Here is a 13351-nt window from a genome sequence, read left to right as displayed (position 1 = left end):
TTTTCCCATCGCGGGAGAGGGGGAGCCATGCCGTTCAAGTCACGTCCGCAAACAAGCCTCCCCCTCCCCCCTTTCATTACCCCGCCCCGCCGTCTAACCTAGCCATCAGCCCCCAGCGGATTGCTATCCATGTCACGCCTTCATCTGTTGCCGTTCATTCTGTTCGCATGCCTGTCATTGCTGTTGCCCGCAGCCAATGCCCAGGAGAGCGACAGCGATGTCAGCGCCATCGAGCGCTTGCAGGCGGATATCGCTGCTCTGCCCGACAGCGGAAAATCCGCTGCTGAACAACAGCAGCTGCAGGAAGCCTGGGAGCAAACGCTGACCGCTCTGCAACGGACCGAATCCCTGCGGGAACAGCAGACCGAGCTGCAATCGACGCTCGACAACGCTCCTGAAGAATTGCGCCAGCTGCGCCAACGAATCCAGGCACTGAAGCCGATCAATGAAGAACAACTGCACCAGCGCTTCTCCCCCAGCACGCTGCAGACGCTCGACGCAACTTTGGGTGATCAGGTGGCGAAGATGTATGACTGGCAGAACGAGCTGACCGCGATCAACAGCGAGCTGATTTCCGCCGAAACCCGTCCGGAGAAGACCCAGAGCCGGATCTCCGCCAACCAATCGCGCGCCAATGAACTCAACGAGCAACTGCGTCAACTGCAGCGCCAGCCGCAGAATCAGCTGAATCGTGCGCGGGAAGCCGCCATCCAGGCCGAGCTGACCCAGTTGGAACAATCCAATTCGCTGCTGCGCCAGCAACTGTCAGCCAATAACACGCTTTTGGAACTGGCCAATGAAAAGCGTCGCCTCCTACTCGCCGAGCTGGGCAATATCGACAAGGAAATCAATATCTTACAGGACGTCCTCGACGAGAAGAGACGTAGCCTGTCGGAGCAGGTCATCAGCGACACCGCCGCCGAATCAACACAGATCAGCAATCACCAGTTGCTGCACAAGCAGAGCCTGATCAATCAGCGGATCAGCGAAGATTTACTGGAATCATCCAACCGCATCAGCACCCTGTCGCGCCGTAATATCCAGACCTCTCAGCAAGTCGATTACCTCACGCAACTGGAAAGCGCGCTGGATCAGCAGATCAGCGTGCTGGAAGGCAGTCTGTTGCTATCGCGCATACTGCACCAGGAGAAACAGGCGCTGCCGGTTGTCCAGATTGATCGGACACTGCCCGACTCAGTAGCGAACATGCGCCTGCGCCAATTCGAGATCAATCAGCTGCGCGAGCAATTACGCAACGAGGAAGCCTATCTCACGCGACTGCTCAATCAGCTACCGGAGCAGCAGCGGGATGCGCTGCGCGAGGATCTGCTGCAACTGATTCGCAGTCGGGTTACGCTGGTGGACCAGCTCAGCACCCATATCAATACCCTGCTGGGTGAGGCTGTCGCCCTGCAGATCAACGAAGATCAGCTGCAGCAACTGAGCACCAAGCTCCAACAAACCATTGATGATCAGCTGTTCTGGGTGGCCAGCAATCCGCCCATCAACCGTACCTGGCTGCTCAATCTGCCAAAGCAGATGCTCTCCCAGTGGCAGGATCTGCAGCCCCTGCCGCAGACTCAGCGCCTGTTGCTGACGCTCAGGGACAATCCGGGCTGGCTGGCGCTGCTCCTGGCAGTAGCGACAATACCGATGCTGTTGCGCAAGCGGCTGCGTACACGTCTGCAGCAGCTCCACGACGAAGTCGGTCATTACCGCTTCGACAGCCAGCGCACCACCCCCCTTGCGCTGCTGCTGACGGCGGCCTGGGTGTTGCCGATACCCATACTGCTGGCCGGCGCCGGCTTCGGCTTGAGTTATGGTGATACACCGGCCATGCCAACGCTCGGGCAGGCGCTGCTGCACCTGTCAGTGAGCTGGTTCGTACTGCACCTGCTATATCGGCTGTTCGACCCCCAGGGCATCACCATCCTGCATTTCCGCTGGTCCGCGACCAAGGTCTCGCGCATGCGCAGGCTGATTCGGCGGCTCGCCTGGGTCCTCTTGCCGATGGTGCTGATCATCAGCCTGGGCACCACCAACCCGGAGCACCTGGACCGGGACGTGCTGGGCCGGCTGATCATGATCACCACCCTGTGCCTGTTCAGCCTGCTGGTCGGCCGTCTCATGCGCCAGAGCGAGCCTCTGAACAATTCACGGATATTCCACTTCGTGGCCTCGCTGATACTGATCCTGACACCGTTGGTGCTGGCGGGCATGACCGTCTGGGGTTATCACTACACCGCCATCCGTCTGGCGGATCGGATGATTGACACTCTCTACCTGATCACCGCCTGGATGCTGCTGCAAGGTATCGTGGTGCGCAATCTGCGTGTGGCCGGCCGGCATCTCGCCTATCAGCGGGCAATCAGCAAGCGTCAGGCGGAAGAACAGGCCAACGGTACCGAGAACGACACACCGCTGGAGATACCTGAACTCAAGCTGGAGCAGATCAATCAGCAGTCACTGCGGTTGGGCCGGCTGGCTCTATTGATACTGTTCAGCGTGCTGGTGTATCTGGTCTGGTCTGACCTGATCAGTGCGGCTTCCTATCTGGAATCCATCACCCTGTGGGAATACAACAGCGGCACCGCCGACAACCCCTTGATGAAGCCGTTGAGTGCCGGCGATCTGCTGGGCGCGATTATCGTCATCGTGCTGACCATCACCCTGGCGCGCAATCTGCCGGGGCTGCTGGAAATTCTGGTGCTGTCGCGCATGGAACTGCGCCAGGGCAGCAGTTACGCCATCACCACCCTGCTCAGCTATCTCATCGTCAGTGTGGGCATCATCAGTTGTCTGTCCGCCCTTGGGGTCAGCTGGAGCAAGTTGCAGTGGCTGGTGGCGGCACTGGGTGTCGGGCTGGGTTTCGGCCTGCAGGAGATCTTCGCCAACTTCGTCTCGGGGCTGATCATTCTGTTCGAGCGGCCGGTTCGCATCGGCGATGTGGTAACCATTGGCGACCTCACCGGGACGGTCAACCGCATCCGCATCCGCGCCACCACCATCACCGATTTCGACCGCAAGGAAATCATCATCCCGAACAAGACCTTTGTCACCGAGCATCTGATCAACTGGTCGCTATCCGACACCATCACCATGGTAACGGTGAAAATCGCCGTAGCCAAAGGCTCGGATGTGACGCGGGTACGCGAGCTGCTGTTACAGATAGCCCAAGACAATCCGCGGGTGCTGGATGACCCCGAACCCCTGGTGTTCTTTTTCGACTTCAATGACCACCGGCTCGAGCATGAGCTGCGCATGCATGTGCGCCAGTTGATCGACCGCAACGCGGCCATTGATGAAACCAACCGCGAGATTGATCGCCTTTTCGCCGAAAACGATATCGAAATCGCCTCCCGGCAGATTGATGTCAATCTGCTCAACAGCGAGGGACTGCAACGCCTGGTCAGCAGCCAAGGAGAGTGAAGTATGCAGCTTGCACGGCGACCGGGGAGGAACGCACAATAGCGTTTTTCTCCACGTGACCGAGCCAGCACCATGCCGAAAGCCGCCGAACTGAAGAAAGGCCAGATCGTTCAGATCAACAACCAGCCGTATATCGTGTCGCAGATCGATGTAAAGAGCCCCTCCTCGCGCAGCGGTACCACGCTGTACAAGGTGCGCTTCAACCATGTGCAGACCAAACAGAAGCTCGACCAGAGCCTGACCGGAGATGACTTCCTCGCCCCCATCGACTTTCAGAAGCGCGCGGTGCAGTTTCTCTATCTGGATGCTGACGGCTATACCTTCATGGATAATGAGGACTATTCCCAGTTCACCCTGAATGAGGATGCCCTCGAAGAGCAGATCCCTTATCTGCACGATGGTATTCAGGGTGTCTATGGCCTGATTGTGGAAGGCAATCTGGTGGGTATCGAACTGCCGGCCGTGGTGGAAATGGCCATTGAGGAAACACCGCCGGCGATCAAGGGATCGTCCGCCAGTGCCCGTACCAAGACCGCCCGTTTTGCCAGCGGTCTGGAAATCCAGATTCCCGAGTACCTGGAAACCGGCGAGGTGGTACGCGTCCACACCGAAACCGGCAAATTCATGTCGCGCGCCTGAGGATAAAGCATGTCGAACCAACCCCTGATCATTGAGTCACCCCAGCCGGCTGATGCCTGCGTCATCTGGCTGCATGGCCTGGGCGCGGATCGCTATGACTTTGTTCCCGTGGTCAAGGCGCTGGAATTGCCGACTGATCATGGTGTGCGTTTCGCTTTCCCCCAGGCGCCCACCCGCCCGGTAACCATCAACGGCGGTTATCCCATGCCGTGCTGGTTCGACATTCTGACGGTCACGCCGCAGCGGGTCATGAATATGCAGCAGCTGGCCGAATCGGTCGCCATGGTGCAGGCGCTGATCGACGAGCAGATCGCCAGCGGCATCGATGTCGGGCGTATCATTCTGGCCGGGTTCTCCCAGGGCGGTGCGGTGATCATGCATGCCGCTCTGGCAAGTGGCTTGGCGCTGGGCGGCATCATGGCGCTATCAACCTATGGCCCCACTCTGGAACAGATGCTGAGCGAGCATCAAGGACCGGTACTGGATGCGTTTTTCGCCCACGGTCTGCACGACGACATCCTGCAGCCGGAAATGGGCCGCCGCGCCCATGATCTTTTGCGTGACGCCGGACATACCACCCATTGGCATGCCTACCCCATGGCCCACGAAGTATGTCCGCAGGAGATCAACGATATACGCGCCTGGCTGGTCGACCGTCTGGGTCTTCGCTAACCGCCTGGGTTGCTTTACACTGCTCGGTGATTATTCATATCCAATCGAGAGAATATTGTGCTCAAAGCACTGAAGAAACTGTTCAAGCCCGGCAAGACGCCCGCGCCGCATCACGAGAAGCACATCGAGCCAGCGGCTGCTCCGGTCACCCCGAGCACCGCTGCACGGGTGCCGGAAGCAGCAACCCGGGAGGAAACAAGGGAAGCACGTCCCAAGCGCACCCGCCAAGCTAAACCGCGACCCGCCCCGCCGCCAGCCAAGCCGTGGTCCATCGCCGATTTCGCGATCGAGCCGGCAGAAGGCAAGACACGCTTCCACGACTTCCCGCTGCCCGACAGCCTGATGCGCGCCATCCAGGATCAGGGCTTCAGCTATTGCACACCGATCCAGGCCGAAGTGCTGGGCAACACCCTGCTCGGTCATGATGCTATTGGCCGCGCCCAGACCGGGACCGGCAAGACTGCCGCCTTCCTCATCTCAACCATCACCCAACTGCTGGAAACCCCGGCGCCGGATGAACGTTTCATGGGTGAGCCGCGCGCACTGATCATCGCTCCTACCCGCGAACTGGTGATGCAGATTGCCAGCGACGCCGAAGCCCTGACCAAGCATTGTGGGCTGAACGTCATGGGCTTTGTCGGCGGCATGGATTACGACAAGCAGCTCAAGCAGCTGGAGAAGAAATACTGCGACATCCTGGTAGCGACTCCCGGCCGCCTGCTGGACTTCTGTAACCGCGGCGAAGTGCATCTGGATCTGGTCGAGGTACTCATCCTCGATGAAGCCGACCGCATGCTGGACATGGGCTTCATTCCCCAGGTGCGGCAGATCATCCGCCAGACGCCACGCAAGGGTGACCGCCAGACGCTGCTGTTCTCCGCCACTTTCAGTGATGACGTGATGAACCTGTCGCAGCAGTGGACAGTCGAGCCGGCCATCGTCGAAATCGAACCGGAACGCCCCGCTTCGGAAAACATCACTCAGAAAGTCTACGCCGTCAGCGGCAGCGACAAGTACAAGCTGCTGTACAACCTGATCACCCAGCTGGAGCTGGAACGGGTGATGGTCTTTGCCAACCGCAAGGACGAAGTGCGCCGCATCCAGGAACGCCTGGTACGCGACGGCATCAACGCCGCCCAGCTGTCCGGCGATGTGCCGCAGAACAAGCGTGTACGCACCCTGGATAATTTCCGCGAAGGCAAACTGCGGGTACTGGTCGCTACCGATGTGGCCGGCCGCGGCATCCACATCGATGGCATCAGCCACGTGATCAACTACACCCTGCCGGACGATCCGGAAGACTACGTACACCGCATTGGGAGAACCGGTCGTGCCGGCGCCAAGGGCACCTCGATCAGTTTTGCCGGCGAGGATGATGCATTCCAGCTACCGCCCATCGAGGAGCTGCTGGGTGACAAGCTTGAATGCATTCCGCCGGAAGAGATCTACCTCAAACCGGTACCCAAGCTTCAACGCACAGCAGAGGAAAAAGCCGTCAGCGACGCCAACGAGGCGGAGCAGGCTGCCGCTGCTGCGGCCAACCGCAAGCGTTCGGGCAACAGAAGAGATGGGCGACGGGACCGCCGCTAAGGTTTCTGAAAGGTTTTCAGATAACCGGGCCGATGACTATATACCGCATCCGGCCCCGGTGAACCACCACCGGTCCGTTAGCTACTAACTTTCACATTTACTTGCACAATGCTTGTGACTGTCATTTATTTTGAGCTATACCTCAATCAACCGACCGAAACCCAGCGGTAATCCATTGATACCGCCGGGTAATGCGAGTCGGCCTGCGGACTGCCAGGTGCGGACCGACGCCTGATCCAGTCTCGTGATTGCGACCATTGCGAGGTAATAGCCCATGGAAGCGTGCGGAGCAACCCGACACACCTTCTACGTACTTGATACCAACGTCCTCATCCACGACCCTAACGCACTGCTCAATTTCGAAGAACACCACGTCATCATCCCGATGACCGTCCTTGAAGAACTCGACAAGCTCAAATCCGGCAAGACCAGCACCGCAGCGGACTGTCGCCAGGCCATCCGGCTGATCGACCAGACCCTGGCCGATGCGCCACCCGACCTGGTCGAATCGGGCGTTCCCATTCAACGAGGCAAGCTCGGCGCCCACGGTACCCTTGCCATTTTGATGGACAAGGCCCCGCTTCCCGCCCACTGCCTGCCCAACGACCTCAACGACAACAAGATCATCAACCAGCTGTGCCAACTGCAGATGCGCCACCCCGATAACCGCATCGCCCTGGTATCGAAAGATATCAACATGCGGCTCAAGGCCCGGGCCTGCGGTATCGACGCGGAGGACTATCACACCGATCAGTTGCTGGATGACATCAATCTTCTGGCCCGCGGTTATCATGAGGTGGACGGCTCGTTCTGGGATCGCGCTAACAAGGTCGAGACCCGCCAGCTTACCGGTCATACAGTGCATGAAGTTCAGCTCATCGAGCCTCTGCCAGCCCTGCATATCAATGACTTCATCATTGACGAGCAGGGTTTCATCGGACAGGTCAAGGCGGTTGACGGAGGCAGCCTCCAGCTACTCGACATGCATCAGGAACCGCTGATGCATCAGGAAGCCTGGGGGCTTCGCCCACGAGATACATTCCAGGCACTGGCTCTGCATGCCCTGCTTGACCCGAATATTCACCTGGTCAACCTCACCGGCGCTGCTGGCTCGGGCAAAACCATCCTCGCGCTGGCAGCAGCCATCGAGCAGACCATGGTCAGCAAGACCTACCGACGCATCATCGCCACCCGAAGTACCCAAGGGCTGGATGAAGATATCGGCTTTCTGCCGGGAACCGAGAAGGAGAAAATGGAGCCCTGGCTGGGCGCGATTACCGACAACCTGGAAGCCCTGCACATGGATGACGAGTGCACCCACGGCAGTGTCGAGTACATACTCGATCGAGTGCCGCTGCAGTTCAAGTCCCTCAACTACATTCGCGGACGCAGTTTTCAGCAAAGCTTCATCCTGATCGACGAAAGCCAGAACCTCACGCCGCACCAGATCAAGACCATCATCACCCGCGCCGGCGCCGGCTCCAAGGTGGTCTGCCTGGGCAACCTGGCGCAGATCGATACGCCCTACCTGAACGCCACCAGTTCGGGGCTGACCTATCTGACCGAGTGCTTCAAGGACTTCCCCCACGGCGTACATATCCACCTGCAAGGCGTACCGCGGTCTATATTGGCTGAATACGCCGAAACTCACCTCTAGAACAGCGCTCGACACGCCCTGCCCCTCTCTCCTTGAGGGAGAGGGCTGGAGGCGCCCCAGTTAGCTCATCAACCCCCTCTATCACACCCATTGCAAGCCTTCACGCCCCATATGCGGCATAATACCGGGCAACGAATCGAAGGAGCCTTTGTCATGCTGATGGTGATTTCCCCCGCCAAGACCCTGGATTACGAGACAGCCCCGGCCACCGACCGCCACACCCTGCCGCGCTATCTGGATCACAGCCAGGAGCTGATTGACGTGCTCCGGGAAAAATCTCCCCAGGAGATCGCCAAGCTGATGTCCCTCTCGGACAAGCTGGCTGCACTGAACGTTGCCCGTTACGGCAGCTTCAGCGAAAAATTCACTACCGACAACAGCAAACAGGCCTTGCTGGCGTTCAAGGGTGACGTCTACACGGGCATGAACGCCGTTGATTTCAGCGAGGACGACCTCGATTTCGCTCAGCAGCATCTGCGCATATTGTCGGGGCTGTATGGCATTCTGCGTCCCCTGGACCTGATGCAACCCTACCGCCTGGAGATGGGCACCAAGCTGGCCAACCCGCGCGGCAAGGACCTGTACGCATTCTGGGGCAATGACATTACCGATTGGCTGAACCAGGACCTGCAGGACCAGGGCGATGACGTGCTGCTCAACCTCGCCTCCCAGGAATACTTCGGCGCGGTCAAACCCAAGGCGTTGAAGGGTCGACTGATCGAGACGGTATTCAAGGATCAGAAGAATGGCCAGTACAAGATCATCAGCTTCTATGCCAAGAAGGCTCGTGGTCTGATGGCCCGTTACGTGATCACGGAAAGGCTCAAGGACCCCGAAGGCCTGAAGGACTTCAACCTCGAGGGGTACTACTACGACAAGGCCAGCTCCAGCCCCGACAAACTGGTGTTCCTGCGCGAAGAGCAGAAGTGAAACAGGGCAGCTCAGCTGCTCTGTTCAAGCTTGTCCCGAAACGCCAGATAGCCAGCCAACACCCGTTCTGGCGCTTCGATCTGCGGATAATGCCCGATACCTTCCAGTAAGACCGTGTCAGGCTCGGCAATCAATTCCCGGTAACGCGCCACCATATGGGAGCCCGAGATCGGATCGACCGCACCGTCAATCACTCGCATCGGCACTGGAGTGCGCTGCATGGCGCCGACCCAACGCTCGCGGTGCACCGGCCGCTCAGCCATGTAATGAATCAGCTTGTGCATCACCGCCGGGCCGTTGTTGGTCTCGATCATGCGCCAGAACGCATCCAGCTCAGCTTCATCGGGCTGCGTCTGCGGCCCGAACACCTTGCCGAAGTTTTCAGCCAACCGCGCCCTACTGAAACGCCGACCAATCAGAAAACCGATGGGGCTCATCAGCAGCTTCTGCAGCAGCACTGGCCGGTGCGTTTCCGGGAACAGGCCGCCGTTGAGAAAACACAGACTGCCAATCCGCCGCTCACCTTCCAGATCCCGCGCCAACAGCTCTTGCGCTACGCTGTCGCCGTAGTCATGGGCCAGAATGTGGTAGTTCGACACACCCAGTTGCCGTAACAGACCCGACTGGATGTCGGCCTGCTCCAACAGACTGTAGCTGTGCCGCCGCGGCTTGGCAGAAAAGCCGAAGCCGAGCATGTCACAGGCGATGACCCGATAGCGCTCAGCCAATGGCTGCCACAGATAGTGCCAGTCCCAGGACCCCGAAGGAAAACCGTGGATCAGCAACAGCGGCTCGCCTTGCCCGGCCTCCCAGTAACGCAGCGGGTGACCGCGGAAATCGAATTCCCGCGCCTGAGCCTGCCAGTCGCTCAGGGCGATGCCCGCGAGCCGATCCATATCAGACATCGAATCCCGGGTTGACCCGCTGCAGCTTGCGCAGCAGTGCCGGCCAGGCGATACCGCTGCCCGCGCCACGAGTCACCTTGCGCATGCTTTCCTTGGCGCCATCGAGAATGCTTTGGGGAATGGTCAGCAGCTCGCCGCCGCCCGCCTGGGCCGCGACCTGAATTTCGCAACAGCGTTGCAATGTGTACATGGTCAGGAAGGCATCGGACACCGTCTTGCCACAGGTCAGCAGACCATGATTGCGCAGCACCAGATTGTTGGCTCTGCCCAGGTCCGCCTGCAGCCGTACCTTTTCCTCTTCGTTCAGCGCCACCCCTTCATAGTCGTGGTAGGCCAGACTGAACATGACGAACAGCGCCTGTTGAGAAATCGGCAGGATGCCGTCCTTCTGGCAGGACACGCCGACCCCGGCCGGCGTATGGGTGTGCAATACGCAACCAGCGTCATGCCGTACCTCATGCACCGCGCTGTGAATGGTGAAACCTGCCGGGTTGATTTCGTAAGGCGAATCCATGACCTTGTTGCCATGCAGGTCGATCTTGACCAGATTGGAGGCAGTCATTTCCTCGAACATCAATCCATAGGGATTTATAAGGAAGTGTTCAGTGCCCGGAATCTTGGCCGATACGTGAGTAAAGACCACGTCATCCCAACCTTGCATGGCGATCAGGCGGTAACAGGCCGCGAGATCCACACGGGTCTGCCATTCCTCGGCGCTGACCAGCGCCTGAACATCGGTTACGGGCAGTGACTGAATTGCATTCATGGAGGTGATCCTCTTGTATGTAGGGACGCGCCGGGGGCAGGACTTTTCGGTCAACTGCGGCATACTGCGCATATTCAGCGGCAATATATGCTGACCGGGCATTTGAGGAGAGTCTAGAACGTGGCAGCAGACAGCACTGTCAACCAGCTTACAGTGTCGCAGCATGGTAGCGACCAACATGTCGCGCTGCTGCAGCGCAACCGGTGGTTTCGCGACCTGCCGGCGGATTGCATCAGTGAGATGGTGTCGATGGCACGGCTGCGCCGGTTGGAGGATGGCCAGCGGCTGCATGCCCGCGGTGATCTGCCGGATGGCCTGTATGGCGTCAGCACGGGCGCCATGCGCATCAGCAATACCGGCGCCGATGGCCGCGAAGCGCTGCTGACGGTATTGAGTCCCGGCAACTGGTTTGGTGAAATATCATTGTTTGACGGGTTGCCACGCACCCATGATGCCCACGCCATGGGCGTTACCGAGGTGTTGATGATTCCTCGCAAGGGTTTCCAGCAGCTGCTTGGGCACCGTCCCGAATTGTACCCACACTTCATGCGCTTGCTGTGTCGGCGATTGCGCCTGTCCTTCAACATGATGGAAGACAGCGCTCTGCTGCCGCTGCCCGCCCGACTGGCCAAGCGGCTACTGATGCATGCGCAGTATTATGGCGACGTGGCCCTGGGTAACGAACGGCTATCGATCCAGCTGTCCCAGGAAATGCTTGGGTTGATGCTCAACAGCTCGCGCCAGAGCATCAACAAACTGTTGAAGAAACTCGAACAGGCCGGCTGGATCAGCATCCACTACAGCCAGATCACCATTCTGGATGAGGAAGCGCTGACCCGCCTGGCGACCGGTACCGATAGTCTGCTCTGAAGAAATACCTCAGGCGCTTTTCAGCAGTACGATCAGCTCATCCAGCCAGGGCTGGGCATCAGTCTCGGGAGTCACCGTCTCGCTGGCATCAAGCTGCAGCATGGGCAAGGCTTCGCGCGCCTGCAACTCCAGCAGCAGTTCGCGAATCTGCTCACCGCCCTGACAAAAGGTATCGGCGTAGGACGAATCACCCAGCCCGATCACCCCGAAAGGAACGCCGGTCAGCAGCGGAAAGCGCGTCTGCATCTCGCTGTAGAACGGTACTATGGTGTCGGGCAGCTCACCCATACCGGTGGTCGAACAGCACACCAGAATCGCATCCGCGCCAGCATCCAGCAGAGCATCGACCGAGGGTGGGTTGATCCGGCTGACCTGCAAACCTGCTGCGGTACAGCGCTCAGCTGCCTCGTCCGCGAGAAAATCGGCGGTACCGAAAACCGAACCACTGAGTATTGCCAGATGCATTTTCTGCCCCCTTTGAAAATTGACCGGGCGCATATTATGCCCGAATCAGCCCGCCGCTGCCGTGGAAGACTCCCACATCAGCGCCCGTTGCGGGCATACATGCTAAGATAGCCGCTTTCCAGAACCAACCAGACCCCGGCGCAATGAACGAGCAGCAGACCATTCTGATTACCGGAGCAGCACAGCGTGTGGGCTTGTATTGCGCCCAGCGTCTTGTGGCTGACGGCTTTCGGGTGATCATCACATGTCGCCAGTCTCGTGCGCAGTGGCAGGACGAGCCGCTGGAGAATATTGAGGTGCTGTTGGCCGACTTCTCCACTGAGGATGGCATACAACAACTGATCGATACCCTGGCCCGCCGGCAGATCCGCCTGCGCGCACTGATCCATAATGCCTCGGAGTGGATGAATGATGACAACGCAGCCGACGCGTTTCAGCAGATGTTCATGGTGCACATGCAGGCACCTTATCTGCTCAACCTGGCCTGCGCAGAGCTGTTCGATCCCGATGTTACCGGCGATATCATTCATATCAGCGATCATGTAGCCCAGCGCGGCAGTGCCAAGCATATTGCCTACAGCGCCACCAAGGCCGGTCTGGAGGGCCTCAGCCGCTCCTTCGCAGCGCGGCTTGCGCCACGCATCAAAGTCAATACCATCGCGCCGGCGCTAATCATGTTCAATGAAGGCGATTCGCCTGATTATCGCAGCAAGGCGCTGGCCAAATCGGCACTGGGCATCGAGCCCGGACCCGATGTGGTCTACCAGTCCATCCGCTATCTGCTGGATAACCCCTACGTAACCGGTACCTGCCTCGACCTGAATGGCGGCAGAAACCTGAAGTGAATCCATGAGAGAATTCCGATGAGCCTCGAAAAGCTGACCAGCAACTACCACGACATTCTGACCAACCTAGGTGAGAACCCGGAGCGCGAAGGTCTCAAGGGCACGCCGCTGCGGGCAGCCAAGGCCATGCAGTTTCTCTGCCGCGGCTACGACCAATCACTCGAAGAGATCGTCAACGGTGCACTGTTCGAGTCCTCCAGCGACGAGATGGTCATCGTCAAGAACATCGAGCTGTACTCCCTGTGCGAACACCACATGCTGCCTTTCATTGGCAAGGCTCACGTGGCCTACATGCCTAACGGCAAGGTGGTGGGCCTGTCCAAGATCGCGCGCATTGTCGACATGTTCGCCCGCCGCCTGCAGATTCAGGAAAGCCTGACCCGACAGATCGCCGAAGCCGTGCAGTCAGTTACCGACGCCCAGGGCGTGGCGGTGGTCATTGAGGCAAAACATATGTGCATGATGATGCGCGGCGTCGAGAAGCAGAATTCATCCATGCTCACATCCGTCATGCTCGGTAGCTTCCGCGAGTCGGTCAATACCCGCCAGGAATTCCTGCAACTGATCGGCCGGAGCAACTGAT

Annotated in this window: 12 protein-coding genes; 9 read left to right on the top strand and 3 right to left on the bottom strand. The window is 59.0% G+C overall.

The window, feature by feature from the left end; genetic code table 11:
* Positions 1-129 precede the first annotated feature (129 nt).
* From mscK to yaaA, 6 genes are all read left to right on the top strand, one after another.
* Positions 130-3429: a mechanosensitive channel MscK gene (gene mscK / locus BLU11_RS01320; protein ID WP_090271684.1), complete on the top strand. Its 3300-nt coding sequence runs from the start codon at positions 130-132 to the stop codon at positions 3427-3429.
* A gap of 72 nt (positions 3430-3501) precedes the next feature.
* Positions 3502-4068, top strand: a complete 567-nt coding sequence (gene efpL, locus BLU11_RS01315) for an elongation factor P-like protein EfpL (RefSeq protein WP_090271683.1) — start codon at positions 3502-3504, stop codon at positions 4066-4068.
* Between the two features lie 9 nt (positions 4069-4077).
* On the top strand, positions 4078-4740 hold the full coding sequence (locus BLU11_RS01310; RefSeq protein ID WP_090271682.1) for an alpha/beta hydrolase: 663 nt from the start codon (positions 4078-4080) through the stop codon (positions 4738-4740).
* Positions 4741-4797: 57 nt separating this feature from the next.
* Entirely contained in the window at positions 4798-6330 is a 1533-nt protein-coding gene (rhlB, locus tag BLU11_RS01305) for an ATP-dependent RNA helicase RhlB (RefSeq protein WP_090271681.1), read from the top strand.
* A 274-nt stretch (positions 6331-6604) separates the two neighbouring features.
* Positions 6605-7987 carry a PhoH family protein gene (locus tag BLU11_RS01300; RefSeq protein ID WP_090271680.1) on the top strand — a complete coding sequence of 461 codons (1383 nt, stop codon included), beginning with the start codon at positions 6605-6607 and terminating at the stop codon, positions 7985-7987.
* Between the two features lie 153 nt (positions 7988-8140).
* Positions 8141-8917, top strand: coding sequence for a peroxide stress protein YaaA (gene yaaA / locus BLU11_RS01295; protein WP_090271679.1), 777 nt, complete (start codon positions 8141-8143; stop codon positions 8915-8917).
* A gap of 11 nt (positions 8918-8928) precedes the next feature.
* Here yaaA and BLU11_RS01290 read toward each other — a convergent pair whose 3' ends face one another.
* Both BLU11_RS01290 and BLU11_RS01285 read right to left on the bottom strand, forming a co-directional pair.
* Positions 8929-9813 carry an alpha/beta fold hydrolase gene (locus BLU11_RS01290; RefSeq protein ID WP_090271678.1) on the bottom strand — a complete coding sequence of 295 codons (885 nt, stop codon included), beginning with the start codon at positions 9811-9813 and terminating at the stop codon, positions 8929-8931.
* Position 9814: 1 nt separating this feature from the next.
* Positions 9815-10588 (bottom strand): class II aldolase/adducin family protein, encoded by a 774-nt coding sequence (locus BLU11_RS01285; protein WP_090271677.1) that lies wholly within the window; start codon positions 10586-10588, stop codon positions 9815-9817.
* A 120-nt stretch (positions 10589-10708) separates the two neighbouring features.
* Between BLU11_RS01285 and BLU11_RS01280 the strand changes: the two genes are divergently transcribed.
* Entirely contained in the window at positions 10709-11458 is a 750-nt protein-coding gene (locus BLU11_RS01280) for a Crp/Fnr family transcriptional regulator (RefSeq protein ID WP_090271676.1), read from the top strand.
* A 9-nt stretch (positions 11459-11467) separates the two neighbouring features.
* Here the strand turns inward: BLU11_RS01280 and BLU11_RS01275 are convergent, their stop codons facing one another.
* The gene (locus BLU11_RS01275; RefSeq protein WP_090271675.1) at positions 11468-11923 is read right to left on the bottom strand and encodes a flavodoxin domain-containing protein; all 456 of its coding nucleotides are present in this window, start codon (positions 11921-11923) and stop codon (positions 11468-11470) included.
* Positions 11924-12066: 143 nt separating this feature from the next.
* Between BLU11_RS01275 and folM the strand changes: the two genes are divergently transcribed.
* Positions 12067-12768, top strand: coding sequence for a dihydromonapterin reductase (gene folM / locus BLU11_RS01270; protein WP_090271674.1), 702 nt, complete (start codon positions 12067-12069; stop codon positions 12766-12768).
* Positions 12769-12786: 18 nt separating this feature from the next.
* Positions 12787-13350: a GTP cyclohydrolase I FolE gene (gene folE, locus BLU11_RS01265; protein WP_090271673.1), complete on the top strand. Its 564-nt coding sequence runs from the start codon at positions 12787-12789 to the stop codon at positions 13348-13350.
* Position 13351: the final 1 nt, after the last annotated feature.

Origin of the sequence: Halopseudomonas litoralis (assembly GCF_900105005.1) — a bacterium.
In the GTDB taxonomy this organism is placed as follows: domain Bacteria; phylum Pseudomonadota; class Gammaproteobacteria; order Pseudomonadales; family Pseudomonadaceae; genus Halopseudomonas; species Halopseudomonas litoralis.
The sequence above is the reverse complement of the archived record's forward strand: the minus strand, read 5'-3'. Positions and strand labels throughout refer to the sequence as shown.